The sequence below is a fragment of the Pseudomonas sp. GM33 genome, assembly GCF_000282295.1.
GTDB classification, from domain to species: Bacteria; Pseudomonadota; Gammaproteobacteria; order Pseudomonadales; family Pseudomonadaceae; genus Aquipseudomonas; species Aquipseudomonas laurylsulfatiphila.
This window is the reverse complement of the sequence record NZ_AKJO01000040.1, coordinates 1-16,978: the sequence shown is the minus strand read 5'-3', so window position 1 is coordinate 16,978 and position 16,978 is coordinate 1. Positions and strand designations below refer to the sequence as shown.

Annotated in this window: 17 protein-coding genes and 1 tRNA gene; 5 read left to right on the top strand and 13 right to left on the bottom strand. The window is 59.0% G+C overall.

Annotated elements, in window-relative coordinates:
* Positions 1 to 15: 15 nt before the first annotated feature.
* Positions 16 to 336: a YbjQ family protein gene (locus PMI26_RS22655; RefSeq protein ID WP_007971919.1), complete on the bottom strand. Its 321-nt coding sequence runs from the start codon at positions 334 to 336 to the stop codon at positions 16 to 18.
* 310 nt (positions 337 to 646) lie between these two features.
* On the opposite strand from PMI26_RS22655, the gene PMI26_RS22660 reads away from it, so the two are divergent.
* The gene (locus tag PMI26_RS22660) at positions 647 to 1,231 is read left to right on the top strand and encodes a hypothetical protein (protein WP_007971918.1); all 585 of its coding nucleotides are present in this window, start codon (positions 647 to 649) and stop codon (positions 1,229 to 1,231) included.
* 92 nt (positions 1,232 to 1,323) lie between these two features.
* Here PMI26_RS22660 and PMI26_RS22665 read toward each other — a convergent pair.
* Positions 1,324 to 1,413 (bottom strand) — tRNA-Ser (locus tag PMI26_RS22665).
* Between the two features lie 308 nt (positions 1,414 to 1,721).
* Here PMI26_RS22665 and PMI26_RS22670 point away from each other — a divergent pair.
* The 3 genes from PMI26_RS22670 to PMI26_RS22680 all read left to right on the top strand — a co-directional run bounded on the left by PMI26_RS22670 (position 1,722) and on the right by PMI26_RS22680 (position 4,483).
* Complete coding sequence (locus PMI26_RS22670) at positions 1,722 to 2,411, top strand: crotonase/enoyl-CoA hydratase family protein (RefSeq protein WP_007971917.1); 690 nt, start codon at positions 1,722 to 1,724, stop codon at positions 2,409 to 2,411.
* 214 nt (positions 2,412 to 2,625) lie between these two features.
* Positions 2,626 to 3,348 carry a lysophospholipid acyltransferase family protein gene (locus PMI26_RS22675; RefSeq protein WP_007971916.1) on the top strand — a complete coding sequence of 241 codons (723 nt, stop codon included), beginning with the start codon at positions 2,626 to 2,628 and terminating at the stop codon, positions 3,346 to 3,348.
* A 163-nt stretch (positions 3,349 to 3,511) separates the two neighbouring features.
* A complete protein-coding gene (locus PMI26_RS22680; RefSeq protein WP_007971915.1) occupies positions 3,512 to 4,483 on the top strand; it encodes a magnesium and cobalt transport protein CorA in 972 nt (323 codons plus the stop codon).
* Positions 4,484 to 4,645: 162 nt separating this feature from the next.
* On the opposite strand, the gene PMI26_RS22685 is transcribed toward PMI26_RS22680, so the two are convergent.
* The 3 genes from PMI26_RS22685 to PMI26_RS22695 all read right to left on the bottom strand — a co-directional run bounded on the left by PMI26_RS22685 (position 4,646) and on the right by PMI26_RS22695 (position 8,838).
* Positions 4,646 to 5,368: an amidotransferase gene (locus tag PMI26_RS22685; protein WP_007971914.1), complete on the bottom strand. Its 723-nt coding sequence runs from the start codon at positions 5,366 to 5,368 to the stop codon at positions 4,646 to 4,648.
* A 95-nt stretch (positions 5,369 to 5,463) separates the two neighbouring features.
* Complete coding sequence (locus tag PMI26_RS22690) at positions 5,464 to 7,608, bottom strand: 3-hydroxyacyl-CoA dehydrogenase NAD-binding domain-containing protein (RefSeq protein WP_007971912.1); 2,145 nt, start codon at positions 7,606 to 7,608, stop codon at positions 5,464 to 5,466.
* A 24-nt stretch (positions 7,609 to 7,632) separates the two neighbouring features.
* Positions 7,633 to 8,838: an acetyl-CoA C-acetyltransferase gene (locus PMI26_RS22695; RefSeq protein ID WP_007971910.1), complete on the bottom strand. Its 1,206-nt coding sequence runs from the start codon at positions 8,836 to 8,838 to the stop codon at positions 7,633 to 7,635.
* 625 nt (positions 8,839 to 9,463) lie between these two features.
* Between PMI26_RS22695 and PMI26_RS22700 the strand changes: the two genes are divergently transcribed.
* The gene (locus PMI26_RS22700) at positions 9,464 to 10,264 is read left to right on the top strand and encodes a c-type cytochrome (RefSeq protein ID WP_007971906.1); all 801 of its coding nucleotides are present in this window, start codon (positions 9,464 to 9,466) and stop codon (positions 10,262 to 10,264) included.
* A 123-nt stretch (positions 10,265 to 10,387) separates the two neighbouring features.
* Here PMI26_RS22700 and PMI26_RS22705 read toward each other — a convergent pair whose 3' ends face one another.
* From PMI26_RS22705 to PMI26_RS22740, 8 genes are all read right to left on the bottom strand, one after another.
* Complete coding sequence (locus PMI26_RS22705; protein WP_007971903.1) at positions 10,388 to 11,197, bottom strand: transglutaminase family protein; 810 nt, start codon at positions 11,195 to 11,197, stop codon at positions 10,388 to 10,390.
* Positions 11,194 to 12,144, bottom strand: a complete 951-nt coding sequence (locus tag PMI26_RS22710; protein WP_007971901.1) for an alpha-E domain-containing protein — start codon at positions 12,142 to 12,144, stop codon at positions 11,194 to 11,196. Before PMI26_RS22710 ends, PMI26_RS22705 begins: the two co-directional genes overlap by 4 nt.
* 12 nt (positions 12,145 to 12,156) lie before the next feature.
* Complete coding sequence (locus tag PMI26_RS22715; RefSeq protein ID WP_007971899.1) at positions 12,157 to 13,566, bottom strand: circularly permuted type 2 ATP-grasp protein; 1,410 nt, start codon at positions 13,564 to 13,566, stop codon at positions 12,157 to 12,159.
* 432 nt (positions 13,567 to 13,998) lie between these two features.
* Positions 13,999 to 14,343 (bottom strand): ribonuclease E inhibitor RraB, encoded by a 345-nt coding sequence (locus PMI26_RS22720; RefSeq protein WP_007971898.1) that lies wholly within the window; start codon positions 14,341 to 14,343, stop codon positions 13,999 to 14,001.
* A 210-nt stretch (positions 14,344 to 14,553) separates the two neighbouring features.
* Entirely contained in the window at positions 14,554 to 14,787 is a 234-nt protein-coding gene (locus tag PMI26_RS22725) for a hypothetical protein (RefSeq protein WP_007971896.1), read from the bottom strand.
* Between the two features lie 165 nt (positions 14,788 to 14,952).
* Positions 14,953 to 15,828 (bottom strand): polyamine aminopropyltransferase, encoded by an 876-nt coding sequence (speE, locus tag PMI26_RS22730; RefSeq protein ID WP_007971894.1) that lies wholly within the window; start codon positions 15,826 to 15,828, stop codon positions 14,953 to 14,955.
* Between the two features lie 254 nt (positions 15,829 to 16,082).
* Positions 16,083 to 16,274 carry a PLD nuclease N-terminal domain-containing protein gene (locus PMI26_RS22735; RefSeq protein WP_007971892.1) on the bottom strand — a complete coding sequence of 64 codons (192 nt, stop codon included), beginning with the start codon at positions 16,272 to 16,274 and terminating at the stop codon, positions 16,083 to 16,085.
* Between the two features lie 83 nt (positions 16,275 to 16,357).
* Positions 16,358 to 16,888, bottom strand: a complete 531-nt coding sequence (locus PMI26_RS22740) for a hypothetical protein (protein ID WP_007971890.1) — start codon at positions 16,886 to 16,888, stop codon at positions 16,358 to 16,360.
* Positions 16,889 to 16,978: the final 90 nt, after the last annotated feature.

The window sequence follows — 16,978 nt, the reverse complement described above, 5'->3', positions numbered from 1 at the left end:
AATGGCTGCGATCCCTCATCGCAACTTGACCGCTGTCCCGGTCACAAACACGACGACCATCCCGCCCTTGCCGGCCGGCATGCTGATCTCATAGTCAAGCCCCACCACCGCGTCCGCCTGAAGCGCCCGTGCCCGCTCCTTGATCTCATCGGTGGCCTGAATGCGTGCCTCCTTCAACGCTCGCTCCAGCGTCTGGGAGCGCCCGCCGAAAAAGTCGCGCATCCCGGCAAATACGTCACGAACAACGTTGATCCCTTGCACTGACTCGGCACTGACGATGTCCAGGTAGGCGGTGATTTGCCGGCCTTCAATGGAGTGGGTTGTAGTGGTGATCATTGCTGTTTATTCCTGTTCAGATATTCAGCCAGCGCATCAAACGCCGGCAAAATCACGGGATCATTGGCCGAGTTGCTGGCCACTGGGTGTGATGCGTAACGGACGAAGACTATCGTCACAGTCGCTATGAACCTGGCGGCATCACGAACACTTGCGGAGGATGGAGCATGATGTCGATTCCATTCGAAGAATTCGAAGAATCCAGACAGTCTAACAGCCGGCTCACCCTGTTCACTGCTTGCGTGGCCGATGCCAGAGTGCCCGACTGCTATGCTGAAAAGATCGGTTCCCTGCACTGGAGACCATCAGCATGGCGGCAGAAGGCAATCATTCCCCGTTCACTTGCAAGGCTATGGCCTACTCGGCTGCTGGCTTCCTTATCGCTTTGATCATTACCACAAAGCTGCTCGACACTTACTTCGAGCTGACGTTGTTGGCAGAGACCAAGGGCTGGCTGCTACGTACATGGAGTTGGCTTCAACTGGAAACGCCAATGCCGAACTGGTCGCTACTGATGGTTATCGGGGCTTTCGTCAGCATCCTGACGTTAGTGATTTACTACTACCGCAGCAACGACGGCGCCTACAGCGAGCTACATGAGATAGAGCGAAAAATTTACAAAAATAACAACCCACAGTTTCCACAGCTGACAGATAACCAAACGCTGCTGATGGAAGCTTTGGCGTATCACGCAAACTTCAGGAAAGTTGCAAACCTGGACTCGATTTGCAAGCTGGTCTCACTCAGCAAACTGGAAGTTGAAGAGGGTCTGAAGCAACTCCAGGCTAAACGTCTTGTGAATCAAAAAGTGACTCGGGGTACGTTCGGCGCCACCATTTTTGAACTTACCCTGGCAGGTAAAGACTATGCGCAAGAGCGGTTTGAGCTGACGTAGTGGAGACTCGGGAAGTGGCGGGATGTATTGATTGGCACAACTGAAAAAGAAAAACCCCCGCAAACCGTAAGCTTGCGGGGGTTTTCAGAATGTGGCGGTGAAGGAGAGATTCGAACTCTCGATACAGTTTCCTGTATACACACTTTCCAGGCGTGCTCCTTAAGCCACTCGGACACTTCACCGTATCTCTTCAAACATGTTCTGTCTGTCGAGGCGCGCTAATGTAGTCGAAAGCTTTTCCGATGGCAAACATTTTTTTCAGAATTTTCATGCGGTTAACGCGATTCAGCGTTTGCGCTCTCTCCGGGCCATGGCAAACCGGCCAATCTCCGGCTTCGTGCCCTCCTCTATATAGAGGGGAATGCGCAGCAGGCGCGGCGGGCTGCGCCTGGCGGGCGGGCAAAGGGTGACTGGCGGGTCAGTCACGGCGCTTTACCTGGCCTGCGGCGGTGGGTAACGTCTGCCCAACTTTATTGAAAGGAATAGCGTCATGAGTGAGTTGATTTCCTACCATCTCGAAGACGGTATCGCGACCCTGACCTTGAGCAATGGCAAGGTCAATGCCATCTCCCCGGATGTGATTGCCGAGTTCAACGCTGCGCTGGATCGGGCAGTGACTGATCGTGCGGTGGTAATCATTACCGGGCAGCCGGGCATTCTCTCTGGCGGTTATGACTTGAAGGTGATGACGGCGGGTCCTAGAGAAGCCGTGGCACTGGTGACCTCCGGCTCGACCCTGGCCCGCCGTCTGCTGTCGCACCCCTTCCCGGTGATCGTGGCGTGCCCGGGGCATGCGGTGGCCAAGGGTGCGTTCCTGCTGTTGTCGGCCGACTATCGCATCGGCGTAGACGGTCCGTTCAGCATTGGCCTGAACGAAGTGCAGATCGGCATGACCATGCACCACGCCGGCATCGAGATCGCCCGTGACCGTCTGAACAAAGTGGCGCTTCAGCGCTCGGTGGTCAATGGCGAGATGTTCAATCCACAAGGCGCCGTGGCTGCCGGTTTTCTGGATGTCGTGGTGTCGGCTGAAGAGCTGCAAGGCACGGCACTGACGGCGGCTCGTCAGTTGAAGAAGATCAACATGACCGCGCACAAGAACACCAAGTTGAAAGTGCGCAAAGCACTGCTGGAGGCCCTGGACAACGCGATCATCCAGGACCAGGAGCATCTGGGTTAAGCCCGTATCTGCTGCAACGAAAAGCCCGACCGTCGTGTCGGGCTTTTTCGTACCTGTCCTGGTTAAACACCTGTAACCGCTCTAGACCGCGTCTGACCCATTAATCGGAAACATCAGCACAAACATCGGCTATCTCTCAGTACTCTGGCAGCAATTGCCGAAAACAGTGCACATCCGTACACTGCGCCACCTTTTGTCCCGGTGGGGCCTGTAAATGCTGTTTTTGTTCCGTATGTCATTGATGGGCCTGCATTTTATCGTGGCAGGTGTGCTGGGTGTAATCCTCGGCCTGTGCCGGCCTTTCAACCCGGACAACAGCCGCCTGTGCGCACGCCTGTATGCGTGGCCGGCCATGTGTATTTTGCGTTTGCGGGTAAACGCAGAAGTCGGGCCGTTGATGGATAAACCTGACAGCTGTGTGATCATCGCCAATCATCAGTCCAACTACGACCTGTTCGTGTTTGGCAACGTGGTGCCCCGCCGTACCGTGTGCATCGGCAAAAAGAGCCTGAAATGGGTGCCTCTGTTCGGGCAGCTGTTCTGGCTGGCTGGCAATGTGCTGATCGACCGCGGCAATGCGCACAAGGCGCGCAAGTCGATGTTGACCACCACCCACACCCTGCAAAACAAAGACACCTCGATCTGGGTGTTCCCGGAAGGCACGCGCAACCTGGGTGAGGAGTTGCTGCCCTTCAAGAAAGGCGCCTTCCAGATGGCTATTGCCGCCGGGGTACCCATCGTGCCGGTGTGTGTCAGCAGTTACGTCAAACACATGCGATTGAACCGCTGGCGCAGCGGGAAAATCCTGATTCGCTCGTTGCCGGCGATTCCCACCGCCGGATTGAGCCTGGACGACATGCCCCTGCTGATTGCCCAGTGCCGCGAGCAGATGCGTGAATGCATCGAGTCGATGGACCGGCAACTGCAAGCCGCCTGAACAAGAAAACCCGCCTGGTGCGGGTTTTCTTTTGCCTGCGAGACTTTACCGGCGAACTCGGCAGATTTAACTGACTCTCAAACCCTTGCAGGGCTAAGCTGATCGACACTGCCATTGCATTTGTTGCCAATTGAAAGCTGCCAAGAAGAAGTGAATCACCATCATGGGTAGAGTTGTTGCTGCTGCGGTTTATAGCGCCGGTAAGAAAGTCACCAATATCACCCTCGACGAAGGTGCAGCCTGGGCGGCAAAGCCCGGGCACTTTGTCTGGATCGGTCTGGAAGAGCCGAACGCCCAGGAACTGAGCAATCTGCAACGCCAGTTCAACCTGCACGAACTGGCGATTGAAGACGCCCTGGAAAAGCACAGCCGGCCGAAGCTGGAAACCTTCGGCGATGCGCTGTTCATCGTTACCTACTCGCCGATTCGTAATGAAGGCAAACTCGAGTTCATCGAAACACATATCTTTGCGGGCAAGGGTTACATCATTACCGCACGCAACGGCCATTCGGCTTCCTACGCCTATGTCCGACAGCGCTGTGAGGCACGTCCGATTCTGCTGGAGCACGGAGAAGATTTCGTACTTTACGCCATCCTCGACTTCGTCATCGAAAACTACCAGCCAATGGGTGAAGCCATTCATGCTGAAATCGATGAGCTGGAACGCAACGTGCTGTGCAGTGCGCTGAATGAGCGTGACATTCAGAAACTTCATGGCTTGCGTCGGGATGTATTGCGCCTGCGTCGTTACGCGGCGCCGATGGTGGAGATTGGCGAGGAACTGCAAAAGCTGAGCTTCCCGTTCATCGACAAGAACATGCGTCCGTACTTTCGCGATGTGCAGATCCATGTAACGCGGCAGATGGAAGACCTCACGACCCTGGCGGATATTGCCAGCCAGACGATTGAGGTCGGAGTGCTGCTGGAGGCCTCTCGTCAGAGCGTGGTGCAACGCAAGTTTGCGGCCTGGGCGGCGATTCTGGCCTTTCCGACGGCGGTGGCGGGGATCTACGGGATGAACTTCCAGAACATGCCGGAGTTGAGCTGGCACTACGGGTATTTCGGAGTGCTGGGGTTTATTACGCTGGGCTGCGTGGGGTTGTGGGCGAGTTTCAAAAAGTCCGGCTGGTTGTAGGAGCGAGCTTGCTCGCGAAAAACCTGAGAGCACCGCGGGCTGTCAGGTTTGGCGCGTTATCGTTCACGACCTTCGCGAGCAAGCCCGCTCCCACATGTTGATCGCATTTCAATGTGGGAGCGGCGGTGCGGCGATCCGACTTGCTCGCGAAGCATTCAGGTTTTAAACAGCGGCCGGCTTGTGCGCGACAAACCGCATCATCCACTCTGCAACCGTAGTGCCGTGGTGCTCCTGCTCCAGGCTCGCAATGCCTTTGGAGTAGATCTGCTGGCCCAGCGCATCCTGACGAATCTCCAGAAGGGCGCGGGAGTAGTCGTGGATGAACTCCGGATGCCCCTGGAAGCACAGCACCTGATCGTTGATGTGATAGGCGGCATAAGGGCAGAAATCGCTGGAGGCGATGACCGTGGCGTTTTCCGGCAGCGACGTGACTTGATCCTGGTGGCTGATCAGCAGTGTCAGTTCCTCGCGCACCGGGCTCATCCATGGCGCCTTGGCAGCCAGTTTGTAGTTGTGGGTGCCGACACCCCACCCCTGGGTCGCACGCTCACTCTTGCCACCGAGCAGCAATGCCAGCAACTGATGACCGAAGCAGACGCCGAGCAACTTGTCGCCACGCTCGTAGCGGGTCAACAGGTACTTCTTGAGGGTTTCGATCCACGGGTCGGTGCCGAAGGAATCGGCCTTGCTGCCCGTCACCAGGTAGGCGTCGAATGTCAGGTCGTCGCTTGGGTATTCACCCTGCACCACGTTGTAGACCGTGAACTCGGCGGCAATCGGCTGCTGCGAAAACAGGTGTTTGAACATCTGCCCGTAGCCCTGATATTGGTCAACCAATTCCGGACGCAGGTGGTCGGTTTCCAGAATGCAGATGCGTAACGACATAAAAAATACCTGACACGTGATGGGAATAATGCACACCCCAGAGCCTGCCTCGAAACACAGTGACAAGGCAAGCCCCGAAATGTGTCATCGCGCCCTTAGAAGGCCTCCCCTTTCGCCGCTTTTTCCAGGAGCAGCGCAGGCGGCGCGAACCGTTCGCCATATTGCTTGGCCAGGTACTGGGCGCGCGCGACAAAGTCCTGTACGCCGTACTGGTTGATGAACTGCAGTGCACCGCCGGTCCAGGCGGCGAAACCGATGCCGAAGATCGAGCCGACGTTGGCGTCCGCCGTCGAGGTCAACACGCCCTCCTCCACACAACGCACGGTTTCGATGGCTTGCACGAACAGCAGGCGATCACGCACATCCACTGGCGAAATCTGCCCGTCGGCTTTCTCGAAGCGTTTTTTCAACTCCGGCCACAGGTGTTTCTGGCCCCCCACCGGATACTCATAGAAACCGCCACCGGCCGCCTTGCCCGGACGCTTGAACTCATTGAGCAGCAAGTCGATGACGGCAAACGCAGGATGTTCTGTCAGCGGCTTGCCTTCTGCTTGCAGGTCCTTGGCCGTTTGCAGGCGGATATGGCTCATCAGGCTGAGGGAAACTTCGTCAGAGATCGCCAGCGGTCCAACAGGCATGCCGGCCTTGCGTGCTTCAGTCTCGATCATCGCCGCACTCACACCTTCGCCCAGCATGGCAATGCCTTCGTTGGTGAAGGTGCCGAACACCCGCGACGTGAAGAAACCGCGGCTGTCGTTGACCACAATCGGGGTTTTCCTGATTTGCAGGACGTAATCGAATCCGCGGGCCAGGGTTTCGTCGCTGGTGTTGGCACCCTTGATGATTTCCACCAGCGGCATTTTTTCCACGGGGCTGAAAAAATGCAGGCCGATGAACTTGCCCTGGTCGGGCACGGCGCACGCCAGGCCGCTGATCGGCAAGGTCGAGGTGTTGGACGCGATCACCGTGTCCGCGCCGACGACCTTCTGCGCAGCCAACGAGACTTTGGCCTTCAGGTCACGATCCTCGAACACCGCCTCGATGATCAGGTCGCAACCGGCCAGGTCAGCATCGTTTTCGCTGGTTTGAATGCGCGCCAGCACCGCGTCACGTTGCTCGATGCTCATTTGTCCGCGAGCGACTTTCTTGTCCAGCAGCGCTGCCGAATGCGCCTTGCCCTTCTCGGCTGCGGCGAGGTTGATGTCCTTGAGTACCACATCGATACCCGCCGACGCGCTGACAAACGCAATGCCGGCGCCCATCATCCCGGCGCCGAGCACGCCGACCTTGCGGGTGACATAAGGCGCAAAACCTTGCGGCCGCGAGCCGCCGGCGTTGATTTCGTTGAGCTGGAACCAGAATGTACCGATCAGGTTTTTCGAAACCTGGCCGGTGGTCAGTTCGGTGAAGTAGCGGGTTTCGATCAGGTGCGCGGTGTCGAAATCAACCTGCGCGCCCTCGACCGCTGCGCACAGGATTTTCTCCGGCGCGGGCATCGTGCCCTGGGTTTTGCTGCGCAGGATAGACGGGGCAATCGCCAGCATCTGGGCGACTTTCGGATTCGACGGTGTGCCGCCCGGAATCTGATACCCCTTCACATCCCAGCGTTGTACCGCCACCGGGTTGGCGAGAATCCACGCCCGCGCCTTGGCCAGCAGATCTTCGCGGTCGGTCGCCAGCGCGTCGATCAAACCCGCTTGCAATGCCTGTTGCGGCCGCACCTTCTTGCCTTCCAGCAGGTACGGCAGGGCTTTTTCGATCCCGAGCATGCGCACCATGCGCACCACGCCACCACCGCCCGGCAGCAGGCCGAGGGTGACTTCCGGCAGGCCGAGTTGCACCGCAGGATGATCCAGCGCCACCCGATGATGGCAGGCCAGGCAGATCTCCCAGCCGCCGCCGAGTGCCGCGCCGTTGATCGCCGCAACCACCGGTTTGCCCAGGGTTTCCAGGGTGCGCAACTGCCCCTTGAGGGTCAGCACCATGTCGTAGAAGGCTTTGGCTTCGGGCTTGCCGACCTTGATCAATTCATTGAGGTCGCCGCCGGCAAAGAAGGTTTTCTTGGCCGACGTGATGATCACACCGGCGATGTCGTCCTTGTCGCCTACCAGGCGCGAGACGCAGTCGGCCATGGCCTCGCGGTACACCGCGTTCATGGTGTTGGCGCTCTGGCCCGGCAGGTCGATGGTCAGGACGACAATGTGGTCCTGATCTTTTTCGTAACGAATGGCTTCGCTCATAACGGGGTTCCTTGAAGTCCGGGCTCAGAGGCGTTCGATGATGGTGGCAATGCCCATGCCGCCGCCGACACACAGGGTCGCCAGGCCATAACGCAGGCGTCGGGCTTCCAGTTCATCCAGCAGCGTGCCGAGAATGGCGCAACCGGTGGCGCCCAGCGGGTGGCCCATGGCGATGGAACCGCCGTTGACATTGACCTTGTCCGGGTCGACCGCCATGTCCTTGATGAATTTCAACACTACCGAAGCGAACGCCTCGTTGACCTCGAACAGGTCGATGTCTTCGACCCGCAGCCCGGCCTTGGCCAACGCCTTGCGGGTCGCCGGCGCCGGGCCGGTGAGCATGATGGTCGGGTCGGTACTGGTGACCGCCGTGGCGACAATCCGAGCCCGGGGCTGCAGCCCCAACTCTCGACCCTTGGCTTCGGAGCCGATGAGAATCAACGCCGCGCCATCGACAATCCCGGAGCTGTTGCCCGGAGTGTGAACATGATTGATCCGTTCGACATGGCTGTAGACCCGCAGCGCGGTGGCATCGAACCCCATCTGCCCCATCATCTCGAAACTCGGCTTGAGCTTGCCCAGGCCTTCCAGGGTCGATTCGGCGCGAATGAACTCATCGTGATCGAGCAGGATGATGCCGTTCTGGTCCTGCACCGGCACCAGCGACTTGTTGAACGAACCGTCGGCCCGCGCCCGCGCTGCCTTCTGCTGGGAATGCAGGGCGTAGGCATCGACGTCCTGACGGCTGAAACCTTCAAGGGTGGCGATCAGGTCGGCACCCACCCCTTGCGGAGTGAAATGGCTGTGCAGGTTGGTCGCCGGGTCCAGCGCCCAGGCGCCGCCATCGCTGCCCATCGGCACCCGTGACATCGACTCGACACCACCGACCACCACCAGATCCTCGAAACCGGAACGCACTTTCATTGCGCCAAGGTTGACCGCCTCCAGCCCCGAAGCGCAGAAACGGTTGATTTGTACCCCCGCCACACTGACATCCCAATCGGCCACCTGGGCGGCGGTCTTGGCGATGTCAGAACCTTGATCGCCAATCGGCGTCACGCAGCCGAGCACCACGTCATCGACCTGGCTGGTGTCCAGCGCCGTGCGCTGCTGCAGCGCGCTGAGCAAACCGGCCACCAGGTTCACCGGTTTGACACTGTGCAAGGCGCCGTCGGCCTTGCCTTTGCCACGGGGTGTGCGTAATGCGTCGAAAATCAATGCTTGGGTCATGACGTCCTCGAACCGCAGTGCAGGAGAGTAAAGGCAGAGCGCCCACTCTTGGCCCGAGCCGCGTTTGATTCAATGACCGCAGCGCTCACAGATGTTGACGCACACGCTCAGACGGACGGTCGTGAACGAGCGGATTAACCGATTCAGGACACCAAGCTGTCTAGCCAAAGGGCGGCAAAGAAGCTGGCAATAGGCCTCATGCCTTTTTTAAAGCAAATCGCAACCTCACCATATGAAATGGATCTAAACCAAGCGCTGCGCGGCCTCTAAGGTGAACTTGTACGAAGTTGTCGTCGGGTTTTGCCGAGGCGCTCGTCACTACAGGAAGTGCAACGCGCTGCCATCACGGAGCTATGCAGGCAGGCATCAGGAAATAACAATAAAGGCGGTCAAGCCATGTTCAAACAATCGAAAGTACGTCAAGCCGGGCTCATCCTTTTTGCCACCACGCTGTTGTTGATACTGCCGAACCTGACCAAGGTCCTCGGCTAGTCGCGTCCAAGAGATACGGCGTCACAGTTTTTGAATTGCCACTATCAAAATGTGACTGGCCCGCTACCCGGGCCAGCGTGGCTGTGCCACCCTTCATGGCACTTCCACGACAAGGACGGCAATCAATTTGAAAATGCTTATTCTGCTCGGGGCCCTGCTGTTCGGCTCGCCCCTTTATGCCGCACAGCTGAATCTGGAGCTGGGCGCGAACAGTCGCACCTGGCAGACGGAGGAATTGCTCAAGCATCCCCAGGTGCAAACCCTCAACATCAGCAACGACGTTTCCTACAAAAGGGACATGAACTACCGCGCCGTGCCTCTGTCCGCCCTGCTGACCGGCATCAAGCCTGACGACCACCTGCAAGCCGTGGCCCTGGATGGCTTTGCCGCCGAGATGGCCGCGGCGCCGCTTCTCAATACCCAAGGGGCGCGGGCCTGGCTGGCAATTGAAGACCCGGCCAAACCGTGGCCAGCGCTAGCGGAAGGCAAGCCGGGTGCCGGACCGTTCTACCTGGTCTGGACCGATCCGCAGGCCGGCAACATCAGCCCCGAGCAATGGCCGTTCCAGGTGGCGAGCATCAAGCGCCTGGCGCCCGTGGCCGAGCGCTTCCCTGCCCTGCTGCCTGATCCGTCCCTGAAGGCCGATGATCCGGTGAACAAGGGTTTTGCGTTGTTCCAGAAGAACTGCCTGGCGTGCCATCGACTCAATGGTGCCGGGGATGCGCAGTTCGGGCCGGACCTGAATATTCCATACAACCCGACCGAGTATTTCGGCGCGGACTTCCTCAAGCGCTACATTCGCGATCCACAGAGTTTGCGCCAATGGCCACAGGCGAAGATGCCCGGGTTCTCGGCCGAGGTGTTGCCGGATGGGGATCTGGGGATGCTGGTGGGGTATTTGCAACATATGGTCGGGCGCAAGATTCAGCACTAGCACTGACATGATCCCTGTGGGAGCGAGCTTGCTCGCGATAGCGGTGTGTCAGTCACGGTAGTATCGACTGAAAGGTCGCCATCGCGAGCAAGCTCGCTCCCACAGGCTTTTGCAGACCTCTAGTTATTGCTGCTGCACCGAAATCACTGGCGCGGGCGTCGGTGATACCAGCACCTTCGCGTGCATCTGCTCGCACCCGCCGCCCCGGCGCATCCCGCGTACCGGGCAGGCATCCAGATAATCCAGACCCACCGCCAGTTTCAGGTGACGCTCCGGCCGGGCCAGTTCGTTGGTCACGTCGAAGCTGTACCAGGCGTCATCCAGCCAGGCTTCGGCCCAGGCGTGGCTGGCCAGGTGTTCGCTGCTTTCGCTGTACAGATAGCCCGACACATAACGTGCAGGAATGCCCAGGCTGCGGGTGCAGGCAAGAAATGCATGGGTATGGTCCTGACAGACGCCGGAGCGTCCGGCAAAGGCCTGGGCCGCGCTGGTGTCCACTTCCGTGGAACCGGGTGTGTAGGTCATATGCTGGTTGAGTCCATGCATCAGATCGATCAACGCCGTGCGGTCGCGGCGTTGCTTGCATTCCTTCTCGGCGAACGCACGCAGGGCGCCATCGGCTTCAGTCAATCGGGTGAACCGCAGAAACGGCAGTGCCGACTGACTCTCGTGTTCGGCCTCACGTAATTCATCGATATCAACCTGGCCGCGGGCACCGATGATGATCGCCTCGTGGGGCTCATCCATGGTCAGCACATGCAGAATATTGCCGAACGGATCGAGTTGCGCCCGCACCGGACGCGGCAGGTCGAGCTGCCAACTGAGCACGTGCTGGCGCTCGCTGTCGTGGGGCGTTAGCCGCAGGTACTGGATGCTCGCCCGCACCTTGTCTTCGTAGTGATAGGTGGTCTCGTGGCTAATGGAAAGTCTCATGCGGCCTCCAGATAAGAACTGTGAATCGCGTTACCCAACTGGCGCACCAGCGGGATGAACTCGGTCAGCCAGGCGTGCAGGCCTTCTTCGAGAATTTCATGGATGCCGGTGTAGCGCAGGCGCGCGTCCATTTCTGCCGCCAGGCGCTGCGCCGGACGACCGTTGGCCCCCGGCAATTGCGCGAGGATCTGGTCGATTTCTTCGGTGCAGGCGCGCAGGGATCGCGGTACATCGGCGCGCAGCAACAGCAATTCGGCAACATGGCGGGCGCCAGGGGCGTCACGGTAGATTTCCGTGTAGGCCTCGAACGATGACAACGCCCGCAACAACGCGCTCCACTGGTAATACGCGTGAGCGGTGCCATCGCTGACCGCTTCGGCCTGGTCGCCGGCCATTTCGTAGCGGGCATCGAGCAGGCGCAAGGTGTTGTCCGCCCGTTCGATGAAGGTCCCCAGACGAATGAAGCGAAACGCATCGTTACGCATGATGGTGCCGTAGGACGCGCCCCGGAACAGGTGGGAACGTTCCTTGATCCACTCGCAGAAACGGCTCATGCCGTAGCGACTGAGGCCCTGTTCGGCGATACCGCGAATCTCCAGCCAGGTGGCGTTGATGTTTTCCCACATGTCGGCGGTGATGCGCCCGCGCACCGCATGGGCGCTGGCCCGCGCCGCACCGAGGCAGCTGTAGATGCTCGCCGGGTTGGCCGCATCCAGGGCGAAAAAATGCAGCAACCGTTCGGCATGCAGTTCGCCATGGCGCTCCAGGTAATCGTCCAGGGTGCCGGTGATCAACAGCGGCATGGCCAATTCGTGCAAACCGTCTCCACGGCCGTCTTGCGGCATCAGCGACAGCGAATAACTGATGTCGAGCATCCGTGCGAGGTTTTCCGCCCGCTCCAGGTAACGCGACATCCAATACAAATCCGAGGCAGTTCTACTTAACATGGCAGGCTTCCTTTAATCCTCGACCACCCAGGTGTCCTTGGTTCCGCCACCCTGGGAGGAGTTGACCACCAGGGAACCTTCGCGCAGGGCGACACGGGTCAAGCCGCCGGGCACCACCCGGGTCTCACGACCCGACAGGACAAACGGCCGCAAGTCGATGTGGCGTGGCGCAATACCGTTTTCGACAAAGGTCGGACAGGTCGACAGCGACAGCGTGGGTTGTGCGATATAGGCATGGGGCTTGGCGATGATCCGCGCACGGAAGGCTTCGATTTCCGCCGCCGTCGCCGCCGGCCCCACCAGCATTCCGTAACCGCCGGAGCCCTGGGTTTCCTTGACCACCAGTTCTGGAAGATTGGCCAGCACGTGGGAAAGTTCAGACGGATTACGGCACTGCCAGGTTGGCACGTTCTTCAGGATCGGCTCTTCATCAAGGTAGAAACGGATCATGTCGGTCACGAACGGATACACCGATTTGTCGTCCGCCACCCCCGTGCCGATGGCATTGGCCAACACCACGTTGCCGGAACGGTAGGACGACAGCAGCCCCGGTACGCCGAGCATCGACTCCGGGTTGAAGGCCAGCGGATCGAGGAAGGCGTCGTCGAGACGACGATAAATCACGTCGACCGCTTTCGGCCCGTCGGTGGTGCGCATGAAGACCTTGTCGTCTCGCACGAACAGGTCCGCACCTTCCACCAGTTCCACACCCATTTCCCGCGCCAGAAACGCATGCTCGAAGAACGCGCTGTTGAAGCGGCCGGGGGTCAGCACGACCACGCTGGGGTTATCGATGGGGCTTGAGCTTTTCAGGGTATCGAGCAACAGGTTCGGGTAGTGGTCGATGGGGGCGATGCGTTGCGCCGCGAACAGTTCGGGGAACAGGCGCATCATCATCTTGCGGTCTTCGAGCATGTAGCTGACGCCGCTCGGTGTGCGCAGATTGTCTTCGAGCACGTAGTAGGTGCCGTCGCCGTCGCGCACCAGGTCGACGCCGGAGATGTGCGAGTAGATATCGCGGTGCAGGTCCAGTCCCTGCATCGCCAACTGGTATTGCTCGTTGGCCAGCACCTGCTCGGCCGGAATGATGCCGGCCTTGATGATGCGTTGCTCGTGATACAGGTCGGCGAGGAACATGTTCAACGCCTTGACCCGCTGGATGCAGCCGCGCTCGACGACCCGCCATTCGCTGGCGGGGATGCTGCGGGGGATGGTGTCGAAGGGGATCAGGCGCTCTGTGCCCTGCTCGTCCCCGTAGAGCGTGAAGGTAATCCCGGCGCGATGAAACAGCAGATCGGCCTCGCGTCGCCGTTGTGCCAGAAGCTCGTCAGGCGTCTCGGCCAGCCAACGGGCAAACTCCCGATAATGCGGGCGGACCTGGCCGCCGGCATCGTACATCTCATCAAAATAGGTGCGGATCATGCCGTACTCCTTGTCACTCGGACGTCCAGACCTTCGCAAGGCCCGTGCCAGCGGCATAAACGCTTTGATATCAATCAGTTGGATAATCAATGCGCAACTACCGCACCATTCCTGTGCGGCAAATGCTCCAATCTGATCGCCCCCGCTTCATTGCAAGGCGTGGCTATCGCCTATCACCAGCATAGCCAGAGTTGATTTCACTGCCTGGTAACGGGTGCGGATAATCCAGGCATTCGCTGAAAAGCCCACCGAACTTCCCTTTTAGCCGCCTGCTCAGGCGGCTTTTTTTTGACTTCTTGAAACAAGATCAAAAGATCGCAGCCTTCGGCAGCTCCTACAGGGTATGTGCGATCCTTTGATCTTCAACATCCAAAAACGAAAACGGCCAACCCGAAGGTCAGCCGTCAATACCGGTTGTCACTGTTCATAAGCCTATGCGAGTCGCCCTCGTACCTCCTGTTTCACACCCCAGCCTTCGATAATGCCGCCCAACGGCTCGACTACCGCTTCGAAACCCTGTTCGAAGTCGCCGATATCGTCGTAGGTGGCATACATGACTTTGCACAACTCCAGCGCCCAGGCGCCGTCGTCGCGCACACTGACTTGCGCATCCAGGGATTCACCACGGTGGAAATGACCTGCCGCCCTGCGTGCCCGCTCCTCATCCGGGAAAATGGCGTAGAACTCGATGGGATGAAACCGCGAAAAGTCAAAACCGCCTTCTTTCATGCGGCGCAACACGCTGCTGCTGATGTCTTCTTGATAGGCTGTGCTCATGAAACGTCCTCCTCAAAACGATGGATAGACTTTCCGTACTCCCTCACCCGCAACCGAACAGCGCGAGCGACGGCAACCGATGTGCCGGCGGGAAACAAGCATGGAGCTGACAAGACCAGACCTTAGCGATTCATTCGCTGATCTCGCTTGCAGAGTAGCCTCAAGATAGAGCCTCTGCCAAGGCCTGGATGTGAATGCGACAGGTGCCGTTCAGATTGGAGTAATGCCGAGGATTTGAATGCTGTTCTGGGACTTGAGCTCTTTGACGCTCGCATCGGCGGTCCGCCCTTCCAGATCGTTCAGATCCAGTTCGGCAGCGACAGGAAGAAGCCGGGACTTGATGAGCTTGGCGGCACGCTCGTTGTCCGGGCGCTCGGCCCACTCGAAGACCTCGTCGACGGTTTCGCCATGATCATCCACGAAAGTGATTTTCCACTTTTGCATTGATGCCTCCTCGATAAAACCCATGGATGGGCTTACACATATCTGGACTTTGACATCGGGTGATCGTTCAAACGTATTGCGTAGGAGCTGCCGCAGGCTGCGATCTTTTAAAAAGCCAGATCAAAAGATCGCAGCCTGCGGCAGCTCCTACACAGGGGTAGCGCTTTAGTCGTTGCTGGGCTTGTTCACAGCTTGCAACACGTATTGCGGCAGGGCGAACGCGCCGATGTGGATTTCAGGATTGTAGTAGCGAGTGACGATGCCGCTGCCCGTGAAACGCTGTTGCAGGGTTTCGCGGGACAACTTGCGATAAGCGGTATCGGTCGCGCCCCAGGCGAAGGTCATCGAGCCGCCGATGTAGGTCGGCACGGCGGCCTGGTAGAAGTGCCAGTCCGGGAACAGGCTGCGCAGGCGACCGGCGGTCGTCTTCACTTCTTCGATCTGCATGAACGGCGTGCCGTTCTGGGTCACCAGGATGCCGCCTTCGTTCAGGCAGCGGTGGCAAGCCTGGTAAAAGTTTTCCGAGAACAGCACTTGGCCCGGCCCGATCGGGTCAGTGGAGTCGGAAATGATCACGTCGAACTTTTCAGTGGTGGTGGCGACGAAACGCATGCCGTCGTCGATTACCAGGTTCAGGCGTGGATCATCGAATGCACCCTTGGAGTGATTCGGCAGGAACTCCTTGCACATGTCGACCACGGTGCCGTCGATCTCGACCATGGTGATGTGCTCGACACTGCGGTGCTTGGCCACTTCACGCAACATGCCGCCGTCGCCGCCGCCGATGATCAGCACGCGCTTGGCGGTGCCATGGGCGAGGATCGGCACGTGGGTCAGCATTTCGTGGTAGATGAATTCGTCGGCTTCGGTGGTCTGGATCACGCCATCCAGCGCCATCACACGGCCCATGCGCGGGTTCTCGAAGATCACCAGGTGCTGGTGTTCGGTGCGCACTTCGTGCAGCAGTTTTTCCATGCGAAAACGCTGGCCGTAGCCTTCGTAGAGGGTTTCCAGGTAGTCGCTGGTCGGGGTGTTGCTCATGGGAAGTGCTCCGATGAATGCGGGTGGCAACGGACGGTTACCCGCCCATGATGGCCATTCGTTCGTCTCGAATGGCCGGGAAAGGCGCGCATTCTACGTCGCGGAACATGACAGGTCGAACCTCACTTGTTCGACTTGCCAGAATCCCGTGGGAGCGGGCTTGCTCGCGAAGGCGTAGTGCCAGTCACTATTGATGTTGACTGACTCACCGCTTTCGCGAGCAAGCCCGCTCCCACAGGTTCAGTGCCGCTTGTTCAGGCCCGTACATTGCCCCGCGGCCCGGCGATGGCCCAGATGATCAGCCCCAGCACCGGCAACAGGGCGATCAACAGTACCCAGAGGACTTTCATCCCGGTCTCGGCGCTGCTTTTGAATACGTTGATGATGGCCCAGATGTCCAGGACAAAAATGATCAAGGCAACCAGGCTGTTGAACGTGGAACCCATGGTGACGCTCCTGAAGAGTGATTTGCCCTCTTAGGATAGACGGTCGTCACGAGGGTTCCCTTTGATTTGACAGTATTTGGCTATCAGACGTGGATCGCCACTTTCAGGGCTTCCAGGGCGGGCGCGGCTGCGATGCCCGCTTCTGCACACAACTCCAGCACGCGGGGCACGTCATTGCCGTACACCAGCACTACCTGCAATTCGTCATCGAGCAACTGGCTGAAGTTCATCAGCGTGTAGCCCCCGTTTTCCTTGTTCAGGCTGCTCATTTGCACCTGGATGCGGTTGAGCGCGGTCAAGGCTTCAGTCTTGGCCAGTTGCTTGGGCTTGAGATTGAACACCACGCCTGGGCCGAACGAGGCGACGATCTGCGCGAACAGGTCCATGTAGGTGTCAGCCTGGAACAGCACCGTTTCCGGCAGGCTGCCGACCACCACCCACTCACCCAACGGGATCGGGAAGGTTTCGTCGTAGTTGATGTCCGGATTGGCGGTCAGAAAAGCCTGCGGGTCGGCGTAGGCCTGGGCCGCTTCCTCGGCGATCTTGAGGATTTCGTCTTCGCCCATGCACCCGGAGCTGATTTTGCTGATGAGTTCGACGAGTGCGGCTTTCATGGGGAGGATCCTGTAGCGAGGTGAATTTTGAGGGCGCGAAGGATACCGCAAGGATAGATTCGAATGCCCAAAAAAGATCGCAGCCTTCGG

Excerpts from the sequence above, each read along its gene's own strand:
- PMI26_RS22705 (WP_007971903.1), bottom strand. The coding sequence starts at position 11,197 with ATGAGACTTTCCATTAGCCACGAGACCACCTATCACTACGAAGACAAG.
- PMI26_RS22680 (WP_007971915.1), top strand. The coding sequence starts at position 3,512 with ATGGGTAGAGTTGTTGCTGCTGCGGTTTATAGCGCCGGTAAGAAAGTC.
- PMI26_RS22735 (WP_007971892.1), bottom strand. The coding sequence starts at position 16,274 with ATGGGTTCCACGTTCAACAGCCTGGTTGCCTTGATCATTTTTGTCCTG.
- PMI26_RS22725 (WP_007971896.1), bottom strand. The coding sequence starts at position 14,787 with ATGCAAAAGTGGAAAATCACTTTCGTGGATGATCATGGCGAAACCGTC.
- PMI26_RS22655 (WP_007971919.1), bottom strand. The coding sequence starts at position 336 with ATGATCACCACTACAACCCACTCCATTGAAGGCCGGCAAATCACCGCC.
- PMI26_RS22690 (WP_007971912.1), bottom strand. The coding sequence starts at position 7,608 with ATGAGCGAAGCCATTCGTTACGAAAAAGATCAGGACCACATTGTCGTC.
- PMI26_RS22720 (WP_007971898.1), bottom strand. The coding sequence starts at position 14,343 with ATGAGCACAGCCTATCAAGAAGACATCAGCAGCAGCGTGTTGCGCCGC.
- PMI26_RS22700 (WP_007971906.1), top strand. The coding sequence starts at position 9,464 with ATGCTTATTCTGCTCGGGGCCCTGCTGTTCGGCTCGCCCCTTTATGCC.
- PMI26_RS22670 (WP_007971917.1), top strand. The coding sequence starts at position 1,722 with ATGAGTGAGTTGATTTCCTACCATCTCGAAGACGGTATCGCGACCCTG.
- PMI26_RS22715 (WP_007971899.1), bottom strand. The coding sequence starts at position 13,566 with ATGATCCGCACCTATTTTGATGAGATGTACGATGCCGGCGGCCAGGTC.
- PMI26_RS22675 (WP_007971916.1), top strand. The coding sequence starts at position 2,626 with ATGCTGTTTTTGTTCCGTATGTCATTGATGGGCCTGCATTTTATCGTG.
- PMI26_RS22695 (WP_007971910.1), bottom strand. The coding sequence starts at position 8,838 with ATGACCCAAGCATTGATTTTCGACGCATTACGCACACCCCGTGGCAAA.
- PMI26_RS22710 (WP_007971901.1), bottom strand. The coding sequence starts at position 12,144 with ATGTTAAGTAGAACTGCCTCGGATTTGTATTGGATGTCGCGTTACCTG.
- PMI26_RS22740 (WP_007971890.1), bottom strand. The coding sequence starts at position 16,888 with ATGAAAGCCGCACTCGTCGAACTCATCAGCAAAATCAGCTCCGGGTGC.
- PMI26_RS22685 (WP_007971914.1), bottom strand. The coding sequence starts at position 5,368 with ATGTCGTTACGCATCTGCATTCTGGAAACCGACCACCTGCGTCCGGAA.
- PMI26_RS22660 (WP_007971918.1), top strand. The coding sequence starts at position 647 with ATGGCGGCAGAAGGCAATCATTCCCCGTTCACTTGCAAGGCTATGGCC.
- speE (WP_007971894.1), bottom strand. The coding sequence starts at position 15,828 with ATGAGCAACACCCCGACCAGCGACTACCTGGAAACCCTCTACGAAGGC.